Raw genomic sequence first — 21,499 nt, forward strand, 5'->3', positions numbered from 1 at the left:
GCGCCCCGCTGCCGGCCACCTGCGCGGGGTCAGTGGGCGGTGGACACCACCACCGTCTTGCCGGCCTTGTCGTGCAGGCCCTGCCGGTACGGCTTGTCCGTGAGGATCGTGATGATCAGGATGATCTGCCACAGGCACGGACAGCACAGCAGGGCGGGCAGCCACAGCACGGCCGTACGCGCCAGCGCGGCGCTCGTGGTGGGCACACTGCCGTCGTTGAGCATCGCGACCCGCAGGTTCAGCAGCTTCTTGCCGACCGTCTGACCGTCGCGCTTGAGCATGATGGTGTCGTACGCGAGATACGCCACGATGCCGATGAGGTTCCAGGCGAGTCCGCTGCCGCTGTACGCACGGGAGATGACGTCGGAGGTGTCCTCGCCGGTCCTCGTCTCGTACACCCAGCGGTCCGAGGACGCCCACTCCAGCAGCGCGAGCGGGATCGCGATCAGCAGCGCGTCGATGACGCGGGCGAGCAGGCGCCGCCCGAAGTCGGCGAGCGGCGGCATCCCGCTGAGCGGGTCGGGGCCGCCGTACTGGTTGCCGCCGCCGTACGGGTCGTACGGCGGCGGGGTGCCGCCGTACGGCGATCCGGGCGGCTGGTCGTAGGGGCTCCCGGGGGGAGGGCTTCCGTACGGACCGCCGCCGGGGGGAGGGGTGCCGCCGCCCGGAGGCGGGCTCGCGCCGCCGGGGGGCGGACCCTGGCTCCAGCCGGGAGGGGGCTGGGAGGGCTCGGACGGCTTCTTGAGGAACGGGTCGTCCTCAGGGGGCTGGCCGGGCGGCGGTTCGTTGCTCATGCCCGCAGTCGACCGCGCGGGGTGGGGCCCCGCAACGGCACGGGGCCCGTTCGGGGTACGGCCGCCGCCGGGCCCCGCTCCCCGGCTCCCCGCTCCCCGGCTCCCCGCTCAGGTCCCCGCGACGAAGGTGCGGGCCGCCTTGTCGTGCCAGCACTGGCGCCAGGGACGGTCGAAGAGGCACCACACGACGTTGAGCACCCCGACGGCGAGCACCCCGAGGACGCCGTAGACCAGCCAGCGGCGCAGGGCCGCGCCGAAGGCCGGGGGCTCGTGCGACTCGATGTCGCGCACCTGCACCCGCAGCAGCCGCTTGCCCAGGGTGCGGCCCCACTTGGCGGTGGGCAGCGCCTCGTAGACCACCCCGAGGAGCAGGAAGGCGCCGAGCACGATGGCGAGGCAGCCGGCGGTGGTGCCGTCCAGGAGGTAGACCGTCACCGTCTCGCCGGAGAGCTTCGCGGCGTCGATCTTCTCCTGGATGTGGTCCGCGGCCTTGATCCCGAGCGGTATGGCGAGCGCGGCGAGGGCCGCGCCGAGCACCGCGGTGTCCACCAGCCGGGCGGCGAGGCGCCGGCCGATCCCGGCGGGCCGGGCCGCGGTCTGCGCCCGCGCGGCCCGCAGGAACGGATCCTCCACGGGCGGCTTCCACGGCACCACGGGCTCCCCGGGGCCCGCCTGCTCCTCGGGCCGCGCCAGCTGGTGCACCTGCTGCGCCCAGGAGGCCGATCCCCCGCCGGGCCCGGTGGTGACCGGCGAGGCGGGCGGGGCGGACTGCTGCTGTACGGGAGCGGGCTGCGGTACGGGCGCGGGCTGCGGGGCGAGTGGCGCCGAGGGCAGCGCGGCCCGGGCGGGCGCCGAGGGGACGGCCTGCGGGGCACCCTGCGGCTCGGCCACGCGCGGGTCGGCCACGCGCGGGTCGGCCACGCGCGGGTCCCCGGACCTCGCCCGGCCGGGCAGCGGCTGCGCGGGCAGCGACTGCACCGGGACCGGCGCGCCGGACGGGCTCCCCCCGTGCCCCTGCCCCGGCGGGACGGGGGCCGGGCCGGCGGGCGACGGCAGGGGCGCCCCGGACCGCTCGGACGCCGACCCGGCGGGCAGCGGCTGCGGCTGGGACCGAGACTGCGGCAACGGCTGCGGCCGACCGGCCTCGGGCTGACCGGGGAACGGCTGGGGCCGACCCGCCTCGGGCTGGCCGGGGAACGGCTGAGCCGGGAGCGGCTGACTCGAAAGCGGCTGGGCGGGCCGTGGCTGAACGGGAAGGGGCTGCGCGGGAAGGGGCTGCGCCGGAACGGGCTGGAGCTCCTGTCCGCCCTGACCCGCATGCCCCACCGGCCCGGCCGGACCCGCGTGCCCGGCCTGACCACCCTGGCCGGCGTGACCCGTATGGCCCGCCTGCCCCGGACCGGGGTCACCCGGCTGCCCCCACGAGACCCGCCGCGCCGCGTCGTCGCCGAAGCCCGACTGGTGGGAGGCGTCCGCGTGCCAGGCCGGGCCGGGTTCGGGGCGGCTGCCGTGGAGGGGGGCGGCGCCGGTCTCGTCGAGGAAGACCGGGCCGGTCTCCTCCACGGCGGGCGCGGCGGCGGGCGCGGGCATCGGCGGGGCCGAGGCGAGGGCGGGCGCCGCCGGGGCCGCGCCGGCGGGCGGGACGGGCATGGCCTCGCCCTCCGCCGGGGCGGGCCGGCTCGTACCGGGCACCCAGGCGGCACCGTTCCAGTACCGGACATATCCGGGGATGGACGGATCTGGATAGAAGCCGGCGAGGGGGGTGCCGTCGCCGGTGGCCGGGGTGGGGGCGCTCATCACGGTCCCGTATCTGCTCGTGGGCCTCGTCAATACAAGGGTCCACATCTACCAGACGGGCGAGGGCCCCCGGGCGGGTCCTTCGGTACCGGTCCCTATCCGGTCACGCCGCGAACCCCTCCCGGCCGCCCCCGGGACCTGGCCACGGCCCCGTCCGGACCCGGCCCCGGGGCCGTCGGAAAAATCTTCGGGAAGTCGCGTCATAGCGGCGCCGCACCCCGCTCTCACCTGGTGCGGGCCGTTCCCGGTCCGCGTACGCGGAGAGGAAGGGCACTGTCATGCACACCGTGGTGGAACGCGAACTGGAGCTCAAACTCGTGCTGTCGCCCGAGCGCAGCATCCCGGTCCCGGCCCGGCTGACCTACCGCACGGACGACCCGTACGCCGTGCACATCACCTTCCACGTGGGCACCGACCACCCCGTCACCTGGACGTTCGCCCGCGAGCTGCTCGTCGAGGGGGTGTTCCGGCCGTGCGGGCACGGCGACGTCCGGATCTGGCCCACCAAGGTGGACGGGCGCAGTGTGGTTCTGATGGCGCTCAGTTCGCCGGACGGCGACGCGCTCCTGGAGGCGCCGTCCGCCCAGGTGTCGGCGTGGCTGGAGCGGACGCTGCGGGTGGTGCCCCCGGGTTCTGAGGCCGGGCGGCTCGGTATCGACGACGGCCTCACCGAGCTGCTCGCCACCACGACGGGCCGCAGCCGCGCCGAGGAGCTGTACCTGAACGACCCGTGGCCCTCGGACGAGTCCCGGCCGGAGGAGGGTGCGTGAGGGGCCGGGACGGTGCCGTAACGGTTTCTCAGAAGAGCTTGCCGGGGTTCAGCAGGCCCAGCGGGTCGAAGGCCCGCTTGACCGCGCGCTGCATCTCCACGCCCACCGGGCCGAGTTCACGGGCCAGCCACTCCTTCTTCAGCACGCCCACGCCGTGCTCCCCGGTGATCGTGCCGCCCAGTCCCAGACCGAGCGCCATGATCTCGTCGAAGGACTCCCGGGCGCGGCGCGACTCGTCCTCGTCGGCCGGGTCGAAGCAGACGACGGGGTGGGTGTTGCCGTCCCCGGCGTGCGCGCAGACGCCGATGGTGAGGTCGTACTTCGCGGCGATCGCGGAGGTCCCCGCCAGCATCTCGGCGAGCCGCGAGCGCGGGACGCACACGTCGTCGATCATCGTGGCGGGCTTGATGGTCTCCAGCGCGGTGAGTGACAACCGGCGGGCCTGGAGCAGCAGTTCGGACTCGGCGGCGGACTCGGCCGGCACCACCTCGACGGCCCCGGCCGCGGTGCACAGCTCCCCCACGGCCGCCAGGTCGGCGGCCGGGTCGGGGGTGTCGAAGGCGGCGAGCAGCAGCGCCTCGGTGGTGTCGGGGAGGCCCATGTTCGCGAGCCGGTTGACGGCCCGTACGGTCGTGCGGTCCATGAGTTCGAGCAGCGACGGCGTGTGGCCGCGCTCCATGATCGCGCAGACCGCTTCGCAGGCGGCGGCAGCGGAGGGGAACTCGGCGGCGAGCACCAGCTGCGGGGGCGGCGCCGGCCGGAGCGCGAGGACGGCCTTCACCACGATGCCGAGGCTGCCCTCGGAGCCGACGAAGAGCCGGGTCAGATCGTATCCGGCGACCCCCTTGGCGGTGCGCCGGCCGGTCTCCAGGAGGCGGCCGTCGGCGAGGACCACGTCCAGACCCAGGACGTACTCGGCGGTCACGCCGTACTTCACACAGCACAGTCCGCCGGACGCGGTGCCGATGTTCCCGCCGATGGTGCACTGCTCCCAACTGGACGGGTCCGGCGGGTAGTAGAGCCCGTGTTCCATGACTTTCCGGGAGAGCACGGCGTTGACGACGCCCGGCTCGACGACCGCGACCCGGTCGACCGGGCTGATCTCCAGGATGCGGTCCATCCGGACCAGGGACAGCACGAGACATCCCTCGGTCGCGTTGGCGCCGCCGGACAGGCCGGTGCGGGCGCCCTGCGGCACGACCGGGACGCGCAGCTCGGTGGCGGTCCGCATCACGTGCTGGACCTCCTCGACCGTGCGCGGCAGCACCACCGCGGCGGGCGCCCCGGCGGCGCAGAAGCTCGCCATGTCGTGGGTGTAGGAGGCGGTGACGTCCGGGTCGGTGATCAGCGCGTCGGCGGGCAGGCCCGCGCGCAGCCGGTCGAGGAGGACGCCCGGTTCGGGGGCGGGCACGGCGACGGGCTCGGCTCCATCGTTCATGATCCCAGCCTGGCACCCGGGGCCATCGGTGTGAAGTCTGCGCGGCCCGGCGGGCGCGGGCAGGATGTGCTCTTCGTATCGACGCACAGTGATCGCCATGGAGACCGAAGACGAATGGCCGCCGCGCCGACGGACCCTGACGCTGCCGCCGCCCGCCCGGCCGACGCCGCTGGAGCCGGCCGGACCGCCGCCCGCCCGCACCGCGCGCCGCACGATGATCGGCGCGGCGGTCGCCGCGCTGCTGACCGCCGGGGTCCTCGTGGTCCTGCCGCAGACCCGGCTCGCCGGCCACGACGCGCCGCCGCCCGCGCCGGGGCCGGTCGCGCGGGCGCTGACGGCGGTGGGGGCCGGGGCGCCCGCCTCGGCCACCGAGCTGACCGCGCTGATCGCCGACCGGCGGGCGTGGGTGCGCGCCCACCCCGCCGACGACGCCTCCTGGGCGGTGCTGGGCTCGGCCTATCTGGGGCGGGGGCTGCGGTCGGCGGACTCCTCGTACTACCCGCGCGCCGAGTGGGCCCTGCGGCGTTCGCTGGCGGTCCGCCCGGCCGCCCCGGGCAACGCGGCCGCCCGGATCGGCCTGGCGGCGCTGGCCAACGCGCGGCGCGACTACGCGGCGGCGCGGACCATCGCCGAGGAGGTGCGCCGGGGCGACCCCAAACGGTGGACCGTGTATCCGGTGCTGGTCGAGGCGTATTCGGGCCTGGGTGACCTCAAGGGCGCGGCCGGGGCGGTGGAGAAGCTGCTCGATCTGCGCGGTGGCTCCACGGCGCTGGCCGCGGCGGGCGCGGTGTACCGGGAGCGGGGCTGGCGCGAGGACGCGGCGGCGTCGCTGGCCGAGGCGGCCGCGTACGCCACCACACCGGTCCAGAAGGCGGACTGCCTGCGGCAGTTGGGGGACCTGGCGTGGGACCGGGGTGAGCCCGCGGAGGCGCTCGCGCACCACGCGGCGGCGCTGCGCACGGATCCGGGCGCGCACGCGGCGCTGGCGGGCCGGGCCCGCGCGGAGCTGGCGCTCGGCCGTACGGGGGCGGCGCGCCGCGACTACGCGGCGGCGGTCGCCCGTCTGCCGCGCCCCGAATACCTGCTGGAGCTGGGTGAGTTGTACGAGTCGCTGGGGCTCGCCGCCGACGCCCGCGCCCAGTACGCGCGGCTGCGGGCGCGGGCCGCGTCCGACGACGGCCACGGGGTGCGGGACGCGCTCGTCCTCGGCCGCTTCGAGGCGGACCACGGCGCCCCGGAGGCGGCGGTGGAGCGGCTGCGCGCCCAATGGCGGCGGGCGCCGAGCGCGGCGGTGGCGGACGCGCTGGGGTGGGCGCTGTACCGGGCCGGGGAGCCGGAGGAGGGCCTGGTGTTCGCCAAGGCGGCGGCGGAGAAGGGCGGCCGGACCGCGCTGTTCTCCTATCACCGGGGGGTGCTGGAGCGGGAGCTGGGCCAGTACGGTCCCGCGCGGCGCTACCTCGACGAGGCGCTGCGGACGAATCCGTACTTCTCCCCGCTGCTGGCGCGGGAGGCCCGGGAGCAGTTGGAGGGGCTCGGAGAGCTGCCGGAGGGGGGCCCGAAGGACATGTACGGGTCGGCGGCGCCGCCCAAGCAGGCGCAGTAGCCCCGCCCGGGCCGCCGCCCCCGAACACCTGCGGCCGGCAGACAGGAACAGCCGCGGCCCCCACGGGTCAGGTCCGTGGGGGCCGCGTGATCGTGAAGGTACTTCAACTGGCCCGCGCGCGAGGCGGGTTGCGGCTCACAGGTTGCCGCGCTTCTCCTGCTCGCGCTCGATCGCCTCGAACAGCGCCTTGAAGTTGCCCTTGCCGAATCCCATGGAACCGTGCCGTTCGATCATTTCGAAGAAGACCGTCGGCCGGTCCTGCACCGGCTTGGTGAAGATCTGGAGGAGGTAGCCGTCCTCGTCCCGGTCCACCAGGATCTTCAGCTCGCGCAGGGTCTCCACCGGCACCCGGGTCTCGCCCGCCCACTCGCCCAGCGTGTCGTAGTACGAGTCCGGCGTGTCCAGGAACGCCACGCCCGCCGCGCGCATCGCCCGTACCGTCGCGACGATGTCGTTCGTGGCCAGCGCGATGTGCTGGACGCCCGCGCCGCCGTAGAACTCCAGGTACTCGTCGATCTGCGACTTCTTCTTCGCGATCGCGGGCTCGTTGATCGGGAACTTGACCTTCAGCGTCCCGTCCGCGACGACCTTCGACATCAGCGCGCTGTACTCGGTCGCGATGTCGTCGCCCACGAACTCCTTCATGTTCGTGAAGCCCATGACCTTGTTGTAGAACGCCACCCACTCGTTCATCCTGCCGAGCTCGACGTTGCCCACGCAGTGGTCGATCGCCTGGAACGTGCGCTTGGCCGGCGGCTCGACGATCGGGTCGGCCGCGACGAAACCGGGCAGGTACGGGCCGGTGTAGCCGGACCGGTCGACCAGGGTGTGGCGGGTCTTGCCGTACGTCGCGATCGCGGCGAGCACGACCGTGCCGTTCTCGTCCTTCACCTCGTACGGCTCGGCCAGGCCCGTCGCGCCGTGCGCCGTGGCGTACGCGTAGGCCGCGCGCGCGTCCGGCACCTCGATCGCGAGGTCGACGACGCCGTCGCCGTGCTCGGCCACGTGGTCGGCCAGGAAGCGGCCGTGGTCGGTGGACGCCTTGATGACGGAGGTGAACACGAACCGGGCGGAGCCGTTGGTCAGGACGTACGAGGCGGTCTCGCGGCTGCCGTTCTCCGGTCCGGAGTACGCGACGAGCTTCATGCCGAAGGCGGTCGAGTAGTAGTGCGCGGCCTGCTTGGCGTTGCCCACGGCGAAGACGACCGCGTCCATTCCCTTCACCGGGAAGGGGTCGGCCTGCCGGGCGGTGTCGGGCGTGTGATCGATGGTCTCAGTCATAGCGGCAGGCTCCCCCCGTCCTGCAAGGTGCGCAATAGTTTGCGTCAGCGGTGGACAATCTGCCCAGCCGGTCCCTGCCGACTTCCTGCTTTCTGTACATCGTGACCATCCGGAGAGGCTCATGGCGATCGATCATCTGGACGGGCGGCTCATCGTGCTGCTGGCACGGGAGCCGCGTATCGGGGTTCTTGAGGCGTCCCGCAGGCTCGGCGTGGCGCGCGGCACGGTCCAGGCCCGGCTCGACCGGCTCCAGTCGAACGGGGTGATCCGGGGGTTCGGCCCGGACGTCGACCCGGCGGCCCTCGGCTACCCGGTGACCGCCTTCGCGACCCTGGAGATCAAACAGGGCCAGGGTGCCGACGTACGGGCGCACCTGGCCACCGTGCCCGAGGTCCTGGAGCTGCACACCACCACCGGCCACGGGGACATGCTCTGCCGGCTGGTGGCCCGCTCCAACGCCGATCTCCAGCGGGTGATCGACCGTGTCGTCGGCTTCGAGGGGATCGTCCGGGCCTCCACGGCGATCGTCATGGAGAACCCGGTTCCGCTGCGGATCATCCCGCTGGTGGAGCAGGCCGCGGAGGACTCGGCCAGGGGGTGACGGACGGACGCGCCGGTCCGCCCGGCAGGGTTCGATCCGTACAAAGATTCCGATGCAAAGAAGTAGATGCAAAGAAGTAGATGCAAAGAAAGGGTTGCAACAGATCCTTTGCAGCCCTACGGTTGCCCCATGACCGAGAACGACGACCCGCGACCGGACACCGCCCAGCCCGGGCCGCGCGAGCGGAAGCTCGACGCGCACTCGCTGCGGGGCCTGGCCCACCCCCTGCGCATCCGGCTGCTGGGCGCGCTGCGGCACGACGGCCCGGCCACCGCCTCCCAACTGGGCGAACGGCTCGGCGAGTCCAGCGGCGCGACCAGCTACCACCTGCGCCAGCTCGCCGCGCACGGCTTCGTCGAGGACGCGCCCGAGCACGGCAAGGGCCGCGAGCGCTGGTGGCGGGCGACCCACGAGGGCACGAGCTTCACCGAGGAACTGCACCACGACAAGGACCCGGAGGTGCGCGGCGCGGTCGACCTGTTCAAGCACGAGATCGCGACCATCCACACCCAGGAGCTCTCCACCTGGCTGGGGACGATGAACGAGTGGTCCGACGAGTGGTCCGCCAACGCCGACATGAGCGACTTCACCCTGCGGCTGACCGCCGCGCAGTTGCGCGAGCTGAACGAGAAGACCCACGCGCTCATCGAGAGCTACCGCGACCTGGCCCACCAGGACACCGACGACACGGCCCAGGTCCGCGTCCATCTGCACGCGTTCCCGCGCAAGAGCTACTGAAGCGAACCCCCGACCGGCGAAGGGATCACGCACATGCTGCCCGACACGTACACGTACCTCACCCTGCACGAGTACCGCGCCGCCGAACTCCGCGAGGAGGCCGCCGCACACGCGCTCGCACCGCGCCCCGAACCCCACCGCCTACGTACGCAGGTGGGCCTGAAGCTGGTCGCGTTGGGCACACGCCTCGCCCAGCCCGCCCCGCCGCGCCACCGCACCCGTATCGCATGAGCGGCGCCGGGGGGCACGGGGAGGAGCACGGGGAGCGCGGGGAAGGAGGCGGCCGGGGGCGTAGCCGCACTCCCCTGGCCGCCGTCCTGACGGCCAACACCATCTCCACCGCCGGAAGTTCCCTGACCCTGATCGGCGTTCCCTGGTTCGTCCTGGAGACGACCGGGAGCGCCGGACGGGCCGGGGTGGTGGCCTTCTGCGCCACGCTGCCGATCGTGGTGGCCGCGCTGGTCGGCGGCCCGGTCATCGACCGGCTGGGACGGCGGCGGGTGAGCGTCGGCTCCGACCTCGTCTGCGCGTTCGCCGTCGGCGCGGTCCCGCTGCTCCACTTCGCGGGAGCGCTCCCCTTCTGGCTGCTGTGCGCGCTGATGGCCGTGGAAGGGCTGGCCGCGACGCCCGGCCGGACCGCCCGGTACGTCCTGGTGCCCGACCTCGCCGAGCGCGCCGGTACGACCCTGACCCGCGCGGCCAGTCTCTTCGACGCGGTGCAGCGCGGCGCCCGGATGGCGGGCGCGGCCCTCGCCGGGCTGCTGATCGCGCTGGCCGGCGCCGAATCCGTCCTGCTCCTGGACGCGGCGACGTTCGGTACGTCCGCGCTGCTGGTCGCCCTCGGCCTGCGCGGCATCCGCGCGGCCGAGCCGGTACGGAACGCGGCGCCGGTCTCCCTCACCACCTACCGGGCCGAACTCCGCGAGACGTACGCCTACTTGCTGCGCGCCCGGCTGCTGCTCGCGGTCAGCGTGATGGTCATGGTCACCAACGGCCTCGACCAGGGCTGGAACGCGGTCCTGCTGCCCGTGCACGCCGAGCGCGAACTGGGCGGCTCGACGCAACTCGGGCTGCTGACCGCCGCGTTCGGGGCGGGCGGACTGCTGGGCGCGCTGCTGTACGGCGCGGTCGGTCACCGCTTCCCCCGGCGCGCGGTGTTCACCACCGCCTTCGTCCTGGCGGGCGCGCCCCGCTTCGTGGTGGCCGCGCTGACCGGCTCGGCGCTGCCCCTCGCGGTCACGATGGCGCTCGGCGGCCTCGCGGGCGGCATGCTCAACCCGATCCTGACGACGGTGACGTACGAGCGCGTCCCCCAGGAGCTGCGCAGCCGCGTCTCCGGCGCCCTGACGGCCGGCTGCGAGCTGGCGATGCCGCTGGGCGGCCTGGGCGCGGGCCTGCTGGTGGACGGCGCCGGGGCGCGGGGGGCGCTGCTGGTCGCGGGCGCGGTGTATCTGGCGACGACACTGAGCCCGCTGGTGTTCCCGGCGTGGCGGCAGATGAACGACCAACTCCCGCCCTCGGGCACCGGGTTGAAGCCGGAACCGGCGCGCGCGGCGCACTGAGCACCCGGGCCGGGCGGCGCGCCGGATGGTCGGGCGTCTGGCCGGACGGTCGGGCGTCGAGCCGGGCAGTCAGGCGTCCAGCCGGGCAGTCACGCGCCTGGCCGGACGGTCGGGCGTCTGGCCGGGCAGTCAAGCATCTAGCCGGGGGACGGTTGCGCAGTCACGCGCCTAGCAGCTGGGAACGTCCCCGCCCTTGTCCAGGGCCTTCAGCGCGGAGACCGCCCCCGAGAGCGTCGTGACCGGGATCAGCCGCAGACCGCTGGGCAGCTCGGCGCGCGCGTCCGCGCACTCGTCCTTCGGTACGAGGAAGACGCTCGCCCCGTCCCGCCGCGCGGCCCGCGTCTTCAGCGAGACGCCGCCGACCGCGCCGACGGTGCCGTCCGCGTCGATCGTGCCCGTGCCGGCGATCGTCCGGCCGCCGGTGAGGTCGCCGCCGGAGCCGTTGCCATGGAGCTTGTCGACGATGCCGAGGGAGAAGAGCAGCCCGGCGCTGGGGCCGCCGACGTCGGCGAGGTTGAGGGTGACCTTGACCTGCTTCGGACCGAGGTGGAGGTAGTTCAGCGCGGCGGCGGTGGCGCTGTCCTGCGACTCCTTCATCTCGGCCCGGTTGTGCTCGCTGATCTCCTCGTCGCTGCCGCCGCTCGGGTAGACCGAGTCGCGGGGCATGACGGCCTGGTCGGTGCGGAACCAGGCCCGGACGACGTCGGAGATCCCCACGCTGGTGGAGGGGCCGGTCGCCACGATGGTCACCATCCGCAGCTGCCCGGTGGTGGGCCGGGCGGGCCTGCCCTCGATGGTGATCACCGGCTTGCCCTTGTCGTCCCCGAGCACGTTCGCGGTCGGCCCCGGCTCGGCCACGGAGAACGGCAGCGGCGCGAAGCCGACGACGGCGAGCAGCGCGACGACCGGGGCGGAGCCGATGGCGAGGTTGCGGAGGCGTGAGTGACGGGGATGCACGGACCCAATGTATCGGGGCGCGGCGGATGCCCTGGGGGGCTGGGGTGCGACACCGGGGCGACCCGAGCGCCGGACTCCCGGGCCGGGCCAGGGCGCCGGACTTCCGAACCGGGCCGGGGCGGCGGACTCCCGAACCGGCCAGGGCGCCGGAATCCCGCGGCTCGCGGCCGCGTTCCCCTCCCGGCCCCTCCCCGCCCAAGGATCACCGCAGCGCGTCCGCGACCTCCCGGGCCGCGTCCACCACCCTCGGTCCGACCCGTTCGGGGACCGCGTCCGCGAGCATCACCACGCCCACGCTCCCCTCTATCCCCGTCACCCCGACCAGCGGCGCGGCGGCGCCGCTCGCCCCGGCCTCCAGCTCGCCGTGGGTGAGGGTGAAGCCGGGGTCGACGAGGCCGCCGGCCTGGCGGGCGGAGAGGATGGCGCGGCCCGCGGCACCCCGGTCGAGGGGGTGGCGGAACCCGGCCCGGTAGGCCACGTGGTAGTCGGTCCAGGTCGGCTCGACGACCGCGACGGCGAGCGCGTCCGCCCCGTCGACCAGGGTGAGGTGCGCGGTCGCCCCGATGTCCTCGGCGAGGGAGCGCAGCGCCGGCAGGGCCGCCTCCCGTACGAGCGGATGGACCTGCCGGCCCAGGCGCAGCACCCCGAGGCCGACCCGGGCGCGGCCGCCCAGATCACGTCGTACGAGAGCGTGCTGTTCCAGTGTGGCGAGCAGACGGTAGACCACCGTCCGGTTGACGCCGAGTTTGTTGGACAACTCGGTGACGGTCAGGCCGTGGTCGGTGTCGGCGAGCAGCTTGAGGACACGCAGTCCCCGGTCGAGCGTCTGGGAGGTCTCCGCGGTCACGACGCCCACTCCTTATGGTGAGTCGCGGCGGCTCCCCACGGGCTCGCGGCACCGGTCCCATCGGCGACGCGCACAGAGGCCGCCGGCAGGCCATGGCACCGGCTGCGCTCCGCGGCGGCGCTGCCACGGGGCGTTTTGCATGGCCGGGACAGTAGCGACCGGTCCCGCTCAGCGGAAGCCCTCGTCCAGAATCCGGGCGCGCACGGTGCCGACCCGGGGTTTTCCTCCTGGTTCGGGACCGGATTCCAGGGTGCCGGGGCCGTACGCAGGACCGAGGTGACGGGGTCGACCGGGGGCGACCCGAACCCTCCCCCACCGCAGGAGGGTTAACGGGATCGGATCAGCCCACACCCCCACCGGTCACTTCATCCGCGTGGCCCACTCCTGCACCTTCTTGATCCGCTCACGGATCTGCCCGGCCGTGGCCTCCGCGCTCGGCGGTCCGCCGCACACCCGCCGCAGCTCGGTGTGGATGACGCCGTGCGGCTTGCCGCTCTGGTGGACGTACGCGCCCACCATCGTGTTCAACTGCTTGCGCAGCTCCAGCAGCTCCTTGTGGGAGACGACGGGCCGCCGATCGGCGGGCATCTCCAGGAGGTCGGCCTGCTCGGCGGGCTTCTGCCGGCTGTGCGCGATCTGCCGGGCCTGCCGCTTCTGGAGCAGCAGCTGCACCTGGTCGGGTTCGAGGAGCCCGGGAATTCCGAGGTAGTCCTGCTCCTCCTCGCTGCCGGGGTGGGCCTGCATACCGAACTCGGCCCCGTCGTAGAGCACCCGGTCGAAGACGGCGTCCGACTCCAGGGCCTCGAAGGGGAGCATGTCCTGGTCGCCGGTGTCCTCGTCCTGCTGCTTCTCGGCCTCGGCGAGGAGCTTGTCCTCCTCGGCGTACGGGTCCTCCTCCCCCTCCTTCTTCGGCTTGTCGAGCACATGGTCGCGCTCGACCTCCATCTCGGAGGCGAAGCCCAGCAGGGTGGGGATGGTCGGCACGAAGACGGAGGCGGTCTCGCCGCGCCGCCGCGACCGTACGAAACGGCCGACGGCCTGGGCGAAGAAGAGGGGCGTGGAGATGGTGGTGGCGTAGACGCCGACGGCGAGCCGGGGCACGTCGACGCCCTCGGAGACCATCCGGACGGCGACCATCCACCGGTCGTCGCTGTGGCTGAACTCGTCGATCTTCTTGGACGCACCCGTGTCGTCGGAGAGGACGACGGTGGCCTTGTGGCCCGTGATGTCCCGGATGAGCTTGGCGTAGGCGCGGGCGGAGTCCTGGTCCGAGGCGATGACGAGGGCGCCGGCGTCCGGGATGCCCTTGCGGACCTCGGTGAGCCGCTGGTCGGCGGCGCGCAGCACGTTCGGCATCCAGTCGCCGCGCGGATCGAGCGCGGTGCGCCAGGCCTGGCTGATGGCGTCCTTGGTGAGCGGCTCCCCGAGCCGCGCCTCGATCTCGTCACCGGCCTTGGTGCGCCAGCGCATGTTGCCGCTGTACGAGAGGAAGATGACCGGCCGGACGACACCGTCGCCGAGGGCGTTGCCGTACCCGTAGGTGTAGTCGGCGGAGGACCGCCGGATGCCGTCGTTCCCCTCCTCGTACGTGACGAAGGGGATGGGGTTGGTGTCGGACCGGAAGGGGGTGCCGGTGAGGGCGAGCCGCCGGGTGGCGGGGTCGAACGCCTCCAGACAGGCCTCACCCCAGGACTTCGAGTCACCGGCGTGATGGATCTCGTCCAGGATGACGAGGGTCTTGCGCTGCTCGCACCGGTTGCGGTGGAGCATGGGGCGCACGCCCACACCGGCGTACGTGACGGCGACCCCGTGGTACTCCTTGCTCAGCGGCCCCGCGCTGTAGTCGGGGTCCAGCCGGATGCCTATCCGCGCGGCGGCCTCCGCCCACTGCTTCTTCAGGTGCTCGGTCGGCGCGACGACGGTGATCTGCTGCACGACGTGGTGGTGCAGCAGCCACGACGCGAGCGTCAGCGCGAAGGTCGTCTTGCCGGCGCCGGGCGTGGCGACGGCGAGGAAGTCGCGCGGCTGCTCCTGGACGTACTTCTCCAGCGCCCCCTGCTGCCAGGCACGCAGCTTGTTGGCCGTACCCCAGGGGGCACGCCCGGGAAAAGCGGGCGAGAGGTGGTGGGAGGCGGTAGTAGTCACGGTCTCCGGTTCGTGCGCTCGGGTGCGGCGGCCGACCCGACCCGACCCCGGGCCCTCGACCACGTACGTACGACAACCGGGCCACCTTACCGGTGGAGCGGGGGTGGGGGTGGGGTGGCGGGGCGGGTGGGGCGGTGGGGGTGAGGGGGGTCACAGTGGGGTGGGGGGCCCGGCTGGCGGGGGTGCCGGGGCGGAACTCCGGCAAGGGCAGGGGCGCGGCCCCGCCGGGGGTGCAGAGGTGCGGCCCCGCCGGGGGTGAGAGGTGCGTCCCCGGCGGGGTGCAGGGGCGGAGCCCCGCCGGGGGTGCAGGGGGCGGAGCCCCCGCTCAGGGGTCCGGGGACGGAGTCCCCGGGTAAACCCCACCCTTCCACCCCTCCACCCCCCACCCCCGGAGGGTTTAGGGAAGGGGCGGGGAGGGGCGAACCTCCCGAAGCCGAACCCCCACCCACGCCCCCACCCCCGCGACAACCGCCATGGGCAGAAACACCGCCACGAACGCCCCGGGGTGCCCACCCCCAACAGCCCCACCAACCCCGCCCACCTCATGCGCAGCCCCCACCGACCCCCCACCCAGCGCCGCGAACGCCGCCCCACCCCCCGCGAGCAGCAGCACGTTCGACAGGCCGTCCGAGATCTGGAGGGCGGCGGAGTTCGTCCCCGCCTCCCCCGGCGCGGAGAGCTTCAGCAGCAGCACGCTCGTAGCGGCGATGACCATGCCCATCCCGAAGCACCCCACGCCCCAGGCGACCGCCACCACCCACACCGGCACCCACGACACCAGCACGCTCGGCGCCGCCGCGATGGCCGAGGCGACCATCAGCATCCCCACCACCATGAGCCGCTCCCGGTACGGCTCGGCCCACGGCCGCGCCTGTACGTACGATCCGAGCGCCCACGTCCCCCCGCCCGCCGCGAGCGACAGCCCGGCCAGGGTGGGCGACATCCCCCGCTGCGTCACGAGCATCAACGGTACGAACGACTCGGCCGCGATGAACGACCCCGCCGCGATCCCCCGCAGCAGCACCACGGACGGCAGCCCCCGCACCGCCCGGTACGTACCGCGCGGCAGCAGTGCGCGCCGCCCCGCGACGGCGGGCACCAGCAGCGCGGCGCCCGCGACCGCGGGCAGGAGGGAGAGCGGGCGCAGGTCCTGCCCGGCGTACTGGAGCAGCCCCGCGCCCAGCGAGATCATGAGCGCGAGCCGGATGCGGCGCCGGTCGAAGGGCTCGACGGGCGCGCCCGGGTCGGCGGGCCCGGACGCCATCCGCCGGATCGCGGGCAGCGCGAGCGCCAGCGGGAAGACGACGAGTACGGGAATGCCCACGAACACCCACCGCCACCCCAGGTGCTCGGTGACGCTGCCGGCCGCCAGCGGTCCGACCACCGACGGCACCACCCAGCTCGCCGCGAAAGCCGCCATGATCGCGGGTCGCATGTGCTCGGGGTAGGCGCGCCCGACCACGACGTACAGCGCCACGATGACCAGCCCGCCCCCGAGCCCCTGCACGGCCCGCCCGCCGATGAAGGTCCACATGTTCACGGCGGTCCCGGACAGCAGCAGCCCCGCCCCGAACGCCGCGATCCCGACCGCGAGCGCCCCGAGCGGCCCGCGCCGGTCGGCCCACTGCCCGGCGACGACCATGCCGAAGAGGCTGGTGGTGAAGTACGCGGAGAAGGCGAACGCGTACAGCGACACCCCGTCCAACTCCCGCGCCGCCACGGGCATGGCGGTCCCGACGGCGGTCGCCTCGAAGGCGATGAGGACGACGACGGCGATGGTGCCGACGCTGAGCGCGCGATGGGTTTTGCCGAGGATGCCGGGGGTGCCCGAGGGGCCGGAGGGGTCGGGGGTGCGGGAGGGGGTGACGTCCGCGTCGGCTGATTCCAGGGCGCTCATGGGCCCACAGTAAGGGCCGAGAACCCCTTTGACCCCTGTCCAGAGACGGTCGCCCACCTCAGCATTTGGTCGTAAGCCCCAGCACTCACTTCCGCCCCGGCCCCGGGCGGCCCCTATGAACGGGCCTCTATGAACACGACTATGAACACGACATGGCAGTCACATTGCAGCCCCCACCCACCCCTTCCCCCGCCCCTCCCCGCCCCCTACGGTCAAAGAAGTCAACACCCGGCCGTGTGCCCGAGTGGCTCAGGGGCTCGCCTGCAAAGCGAGTAACGCCGGTTCGATTCCGGTCACGGCCTCCAGCAACACGCGGGAGCGGGCGCCCCCTTGATGGGGGCGCCCGCTCCCGCACGCGCATGCAGGGGGATCAAGGCCTGTTCGCGCATTTCAACGCGCGCTCGGCGAACCGCACGTACTGCTTGATCAGGCGGGTGAAGGTCTCTATCGCCTTGCCGGGGTCGGGGGCGTCCTGAGCGACCAGCACCAACTCCACGTACTTCTGTTCCTTGAAGCGGCCGGGCTTGCCGTTCAGGTCCGGGCGCTCGCAGAGGAATACCGCAGACGCACCCGTGTCCCAGACGAATCCCTCATCCCCCACCGGAATCAGCGTGGTCGACCTCCCCCAGTGATTCCAGTCCGTACCCTTTCCGCTACTCCGGCGATCGGCCCAGGCAAGGAAACTTGGGCGTAGGTCACTGGTGACGAAAATCTTGCAATACGTGCTCGACCGGTGCTCGAAGACATCGAAGGCCGGGTCGGTCGGCATGAGGAGTCGTGCGTTCTTGCCCACCGGCAGAAGTGGCCTGACGGAGTCCCCGGTGAACGATCCTGTCCAGCAGATGTTCCTCGGAAGACTCGGCACGGATGCGTCGTCCGAACAACCACCGACCAGAAGCACCCCGGCAAGCGCGCACGCAGTACCCCTGCGGCCGGCCCGTATCACCGTGCACCGCCGAAGGCGGTCGCCGTGTGTTTGCAGCCGTTGGAGAAGGCGTCGTCCGTCTGGGACGAAGCAACGGCCCTGATACTCATGGACGTCCTGCGGCGCGGGGCCGGCGCTCTTCCCCCGCGGTCTCCGCGGCATCGGCCGCGGACTGCTTCGCACGGGTCTCCGCGTTCGAGTAAGCCTCCTCGGCCTCCTGGTCGGCCTGCTCCGAGGAGCCCTGCTGCTCCTTCGACGACGGGTTTCGTGATGTCTTCCTTCCGCCTGTCGATGGCGTCACCGCCGAACGGCACCAGTTCGATGGACTTTGCCCCCACGGAGTTGAACATCCGGTCTACCCAGTTCGCTTTTCCCTGGACCACCTCATTGGATGCCTTGCCCTCGGCCGAGTGCGACTCGAATACCGCGTGGGCGCGCGCTTGGGCCATGATGCCGGCTGTGTCCCCACCGAGATGGACTGTATTGTTCGGACTCGCGCAAGACCGAAGACCACACGCCCCGTTGACGCGGAGGCGTGGCGTCCACTCTTGCCGTTCACGGCCTCAGTCCACCGGGGTCAGGACCAGCCGATCCGGCAACCCACCGGTGTTCTCGCAACCCATTTCCTTCGCCACCTTCAGCGATGCTGCATGCAACACACGCAAGGACGCCTCCCGGAGTTCCCGGGTGTTCGGCATCTTCCGAACACCCTGGGTTCCCACCCCTCCATGGATCCGAACAGGCTGAGCCCGAGTCCCACCCGACTCCGAGCTCACGCACTCGAAGTACAGGTCTGACTTTCCGGCGTCCGCGGAGGCTTGCTTCCCCAGCCGGAACAACTGGGTGTCCTCGGAGTGCCGGGTGTCCGCCGCATCCCAAGGGGCGTAAATGTCGTACCCGATGCGAAATCTCCCCCGCCGTTCTTCTCCTGCGAGCACGCAGAGGGTGGAACTGGAACGCGACCAGTTCACGCCTTTCCGATGCTCGGACTCCAGGAACTTCGCCGTCGCCGGGAGCCCGTCCGCAGACGTATCGACAAATAGGCTCGCCCCTACTAGCTTCTGCAGGGCGTTCGCCGCCGCAGCATCCGAAAACAGGCCGTCACAAACACGCGAAGCGGTTACGGGCTTGACTTCATTACTACCACAAGCAGAGAGCACGACCGCCATGATCAACGGGGCTCCCGCAACCCAGACACCCTTCCGCCCATGCACAATCCGCCCCTTCCCGCGCGATCAATCAGTCTCGGGATCATTACCCTGCTGGTTCTCCCTGTCGTTTCCTTTCGCGTAACCGATATCGAAGGAATCTTTCAGGTCTCGTGAGAAGTCGCTTTTGAGATCGATGCCCTGTTGCTGCCGAAAGTGATTGAGTGGCGCCTCCGCACTGCGTTCGCCCCCACGGTAGATCAGAGTCTTATCGTCTCTGATCTCACCTTCGATCTGCTCTTTCCGTTTCTCGGCCGACTTGTCCGACCAGTCACCGACCACGTGACCGGCGACCTGCTCGATCGCACCGTGACCCGTGTCGACTGCGAGCGGAACGCAGATCGCGGCCGCCCCCGCTGCCGCAGCGGATGCCGGCAGGAAAGCGACGCCTGCGGCGATCGCCGAGGTCGTGCCGAATTCCACCCAGGCCGATCGCTTCTCGTGCGCCTTCTCATACTCCTCGTACTTCTTGTTCCCTTCCGCTTCTACCTGGTCCGCACGCGATTGGTCGAGCATGCCCTGCACCTCGGCGCCCATGCCGACCGCAGCGCGGGCCCCACCGTGAGCGATCCCGCCATCTGCCCCGACCTGGGCCTCCAGCACGCTGGTGGTGTACAACCGCTCGGCCGTCGAGACGGCGGCATACGCATCCGGGTGCTGTCCGAGCGCACTGAGAAACCTCCGGGTCGGCAACTGATCGAACCTGGCGTGGGCGTCGGGCGACTTGTGGGGCACGAAGACGCTTTGGCGTTCGTTCCCATCGAGCCCCCAATTGATGTCGTCCACGTACCCGGCGGCCATATTGCCCAGACTGTCAGCCAAGGCTTCCTGATGCTTGAGCAACTTCGCATCTTTCCCGTACTTCGAGACGACGTCCTCCATAATCCCGGCCGCAGTCTCGTCCCGGTGCAACTGCGGGCGCGGGTCGTCCCATGCGTGCCCGAGTGTTGCCGACTCCAACGCGTGACCGAAAGCGTCTGTCGTATAGGTGGCGGATGCCTTGACGTCGCTTGGGCTGTGACTACCGGTATCGGGGAATGACTTATACCCCTCATTACCGAAGTAATCAAGGTAATTGGCGACCGGATCTCCGGACTGGTCCTTCCCGAGATCCGCCGCCCCGGCGCTGACAGTTCCGTCCTCGTTGTACGCGGTCGGGTCCGCCGAGAAGAACTGCTTCGACGCTTCGGGGCTGTGCCCGAGTGCCTCCAGCATGGACGTCACCGGGTCGTAGCCGGAACCGTTGACCCCAGAGGGGTTGAAGGGGTTCTTCTGCCAGCCGCCGACCGGCTTCGTGTCAGCGAACAGGTACGGGTTCTTCTGGTGCAGCTGAACCACATGCTCAGCGATGGGATTGAGGAACCTGGGGTCGTAGTTCCCGTACCTCATGATGCCGCCGAGCAGCTGATAGCCGTACGGGGGATTCATGTCGTACTTTGCCAGCGGAATCCTCTGCGTGCCGAGCCTGCGCAGCTCAGGTCCCCAGCCGTCCGACAGATGCCACTTGTTGTCGGGATCGGTCGCCGTGGCCAGATTGAGCCCGAGGTTCTTCTGCAGCTCCTGGACGTCCTTGAGCCGCTCCTTGTCCACCTTGGCATAGTCGTACGTGTCGGTCGACAACTGCCCGAAGAACTCCAGCGCGCCCTTGGGCCCCAGCTTTGAATAGAAGGTCGTGGCGAACTCCGCGGAGTCGTGGTTGTCCCGCAACAGCTCGTTGAGCTGGTTGAGCTCGGTGTGGGTGAGGGCCCGCCCCTTGGAGGCCAGGGCAAGCGCACGCTGCGCCTCCTCCGCGTCCAGACTGGAGAACCGTGGCGCGGTGAAGTTGTTGGCGTCGGTGACGTTCGCCGCCAGCGCCCGCCGCAGCGACTCGTCCGCATCTTCGCACTCGTCGACCAGTGCCTTGATGCGGTTCTGCCACTGCTCCAGGTTGTCCTTCTGTTTCTGGAGTTCGAGGGAGATCTGCGGATCGTGGCGCGCGGTGTAGTCACCGGAGAGCGAATAGCGGGCGGTCACCCGGCCCTGGGAGTCCACGACGATTCCCGACTTCTCCGAGCCGTCGACGATCTTCTGTAACTCGTCCCTGGCCCGCTTGAACGCCGCGTACCCGTCCGCGAGAACCGCGTGGATCCCCTTCGCCTCCGCCGCCGCGTCCTCGAACTCCTTCGCCGTCTTGTCGATGAAGTGCTTGGTGACGCCCGCGTTCACTCCCGCCCAGTCCGCCTTGTCGGCGTGCGCCTTCATGCCCTTGCGGGCCTCCTCGGCGAGGGTCTTGAGACGCGTGACCATGTCCGACCAGTCGTCGACCGCGGTCTTCAGCTTGTCCAGCGGTGCGTTCACCACGTCGTCGTACGTGAGCATGTCCTGATACCGACCTTGGTGGTTCGAAGTCCCGTTGACGGTTGACCCGTGTCAGGGGCCTACTTCAGGTATTCGTCGATCCGCGACACCGCGAGCAGTTCGCCCCCGACCCGTTGGTCGTCCTTCGCGTGGGCGGCCATCGAATAGTCGAGGTGGTTGGAGATCTGCGCGCACGCGTCGCTGAGCGTGCGCAGCTGGGTGTCCCACTTGGCGCGGACCTTCGCGAGTTCGCCCCCGCTGGTGAAGTTGCGGGCGGTGAGCGCTGTCGCCGCGGCGCCGGTGGATTCGCGGGCGTGATTGCCGTCGCGCTTGAGCCCGTCGTGCAGCTTGAACGCGTCCCCGCCCACCACACCCAGGTCGTCGCGCCGCACGCTGAGGTCGGCACCGGCCGGGGCGCTCGGCCCGTTGTCGGCGCGGTTGAGCCGCGTGGACCCCTTCGTGGCCGCACTCGCCTGTGCCTGACGCCACTCTTCCTCGAACGACATGCGGATCCCGCCCCCGACCGACTCTGCAACGACCTCAAACCGTAGGGAGGGTTCGCCCTTCGCGCCAGCACATGCTCCGGCTATGGGAGGACG

General features: G+C 71.8%; 18 protein-coding genes and 1 tRNA gene. 7 read left to right on the forward strand and 12 right to left on the reverse strand.

Going from position 1 to position 21,499, the window contains the following annotated elements; genetic code table 11:
* Window positions 1-29: 29 nt before the first annotated feature.
* Window positions 30-794, reverse strand: coding sequence for an RDD family protein (locus tag AC069K_RS19890; RefSeq protein ID WP_365109178.1), 765 nt, complete (start codon window positions 792-794; stop codon window positions 30-32).
* A 108-nt stretch (window positions 795-902) separates the two neighbouring features.
* Window positions 903-2,591 carry an RDD family protein gene (locus tag AC069K_RS19895; protein ID WP_478617947.1) on the reverse strand — a complete coding sequence of 563 codons (1,689 nt, stop codon included), beginning with the start codon at window positions 2,589-2,591 and terminating at the stop codon, window positions 903-905.
* A 278-nt stretch (window positions 2,592-2,869) separates the two neighbouring features.
* Between AC069K_RS19895 and AC069K_RS19900 the strand changes: the two genes are divergently transcribed.
* On the forward strand, window positions 2,870-3,361 hold the full coding sequence (locus AC069K_RS19900; RefSeq protein WP_358837742.1) for an SsgA family sporulation/cell division regulator: 492 nt from the start codon (window positions 2,870-2,872) through the stop codon (window positions 3,359-3,361).
* A 28-nt stretch (window positions 3,362-3,389) separates the two neighbouring features.
* Here the strand turns inward: AC069K_RS19900 and AC069K_RS19905 are convergent, their stop codons facing one another.
* A complete protein-coding gene (locus tag AC069K_RS19905) occupies window positions 3,390-4,799 on the reverse strand; it encodes an FAD-binding oxidoreductase (RefSeq protein WP_358837743.1) in 1,410 nt (469 codons plus the stop codon).
* 97 nt (window positions 4,800-4,896) lie between these two features.
* Between AC069K_RS19905 and AC069K_RS19910 the strand changes: the two genes are divergently transcribed.
* Window positions 4,897-6,402 carry a tetratricopeptide repeat protein gene (locus tag AC069K_RS19910; RefSeq protein WP_478617951.1) on the forward strand — a complete coding sequence of 502 codons (1,506 nt, stop codon included), beginning with the start codon at window positions 4,897-4,899 and terminating at the stop codon, window positions 6,400-6,402.
* Window positions 6,403-6,537: 135 nt separating this feature from the next.
* Here the strand turns inward: AC069K_RS19910 and hppD are convergent, their stop codons facing one another.
* Entirely contained in the window at window positions 6,538-7,683 is a 1,146-nt protein-coding gene (hppD, locus tag AC069K_RS19915; protein WP_365109189.1) for a 4-hydroxyphenylpyruvate dioxygenase, read from the reverse strand.
* A 121-nt stretch (window positions 7,684-7,804) separates the two neighbouring features.
* Between hppD and AC069K_RS19920 the strand changes: the two genes are divergently transcribed.
* The 4 genes from AC069K_RS19920 (at window position 7,805) to AC069K_RS19935 (ending at window position 10,584) form a co-directional block, all read left to right on the forward strand.
* Complete coding sequence (locus AC069K_RS19920; protein ID WP_365109192.1) at window positions 7,805-8,284, forward strand: Lrp/AsnC family transcriptional regulator; 480 nt, start codon at window positions 7,805-7,807, stop codon at window positions 8,282-8,284.
* Between the two features lie 129 nt (window positions 8,285-8,413).
* Window positions 8,414-9,022, forward strand: a complete 609-nt coding sequence (locus AC069K_RS19925) for an ArsR/SmtB family transcription factor (RefSeq protein WP_478617956.1) — start codon at window positions 8,414-8,416, stop codon at window positions 9,020-9,022.
* 33 nt (window positions 9,023-9,055) lie between these two features.
* Window positions 9,056-9,253 (forward strand): hypothetical protein, encoded by a 198-nt coding sequence (locus AC069K_RS19930; protein ID WP_478617959.1) that lies wholly within the window; start codon window positions 9,056-9,058, stop codon window positions 9,251-9,253.
* Complete coding sequence (locus AC069K_RS19935) at window positions 9,250-10,584, forward strand: MFS transporter (protein WP_478617962.1); 1,335 nt, start codon at window positions 9,250-9,252, stop codon at window positions 10,582-10,584. The genes AC069K_RS19930 and AC069K_RS19935 overlap by 4 nt, the downstream gene beginning before the upstream one ends.
* A 168-nt stretch (window positions 10,585-10,752) precedes the next feature.
* Here AC069K_RS19935 and AC069K_RS19940 read toward each other — a convergent pair whose 3' ends face one another.
* From AC069K_RS19940 to AC069K_RS19955, 4 genes are all read right to left on the reverse strand, one after another.
* On the reverse strand, window positions 10,753-11,541 hold the full coding sequence (locus AC069K_RS19940) for a YlbL family protein (RefSeq protein WP_365109203.1): 789 nt from the start codon (window positions 11,539-11,541) through the stop codon (window positions 10,753-10,755).
* Window positions 11,542-11,743: 202 nt separating this feature from the next.
* Window positions 11,744-12,388 carry an IclR family transcriptional regulator gene (locus AC069K_RS19945; RefSeq protein WP_190091831.1) on the reverse strand — a complete coding sequence of 215 codons (645 nt, stop codon included), beginning with the start codon at window positions 12,386-12,388 and terminating at the stop codon, window positions 11,744-11,746.
* Window positions 12,389-12,748: 360 nt separating this feature from the next.
* Window positions 12,749-14,533, reverse strand: coding sequence for a DEAD/DEAH box helicase (locus tag AC069K_RS19950; RefSeq protein WP_478617967.1), 1,785 nt, complete (start codon window positions 14,531-14,533; stop codon window positions 12,749-12,751).
* Window positions 14,534-14,930: 397 nt separating this feature from the next.
* The gene (locus tag AC069K_RS19955) at window positions 14,931-16,430 is read right to left on the reverse strand and encodes an MFS transporter (RefSeq protein ID WP_365113949.1); all 1,500 of its coding nucleotides are present in this window, start codon (window positions 16,428-16,430) and stop codon (window positions 14,931-14,933) included.
* Window positions 16,431-16,660: 230 nt separating this feature from the next.
* Here AC069K_RS19955 and AC069K_RS19960 point away from each other — a divergent pair.
* Window positions 16,661-16,735, forward strand: a tRNA-Cys gene (locus AC069K_RS19960).
* Window positions 16,736-16,800: 65 nt separating this feature from the next.
* Here the strand turns inward: AC069K_RS19960 and AC069K_RS19965 are convergent.
* From AC069K_RS19965 to AC069K_RS19980, 4 genes are all read right to left on the reverse strand, one after another.
* Window positions 16,801-17,223: a hypothetical protein gene (locus AC069K_RS19965; protein WP_478617972.1), complete on the reverse strand. Its 423-nt coding sequence runs from the start codon at window positions 17,221-17,223 to the stop codon at window positions 16,801-16,803.
* A 695-nt stretch (window positions 17,224-17,918) separates the two neighbouring features.
* Window positions 17,919-18,524 carry a hypothetical protein gene (locus tag AC069K_RS19970; RefSeq protein ID WP_478617975.1) on the reverse strand — a complete coding sequence of 202 codons (606 nt, stop codon included), beginning with the start codon at window positions 18,522-18,524 and terminating at the stop codon, window positions 17,919-17,921.
* Window positions 18,525-18,590: 66 nt separating this feature from the next.
* Complete coding sequence (locus tag AC069K_RS19975; protein WP_478617977.1) at window positions 18,591-20,921, reverse strand: hypothetical protein; 2,331 nt, start codon at window positions 20,919-20,921, stop codon at window positions 18,591-18,593.
* 59 nt (window positions 20,922-20,980) lie between these two features.
* Window positions 20,981-21,406 carry a hypothetical protein gene (locus AC069K_RS19980; protein WP_358835172.1) on the reverse strand — a complete coding sequence of 142 codons (426 nt, stop codon included), beginning with the start codon at window positions 21,404-21,406 and terminating at the stop codon, window positions 20,981-20,983.
* Window positions 21,407-21,499 lie beyond the last annotated feature (93 nt).

This window comes from Streptomyces sp. NPDC043908, assembly GCF_056435525.1.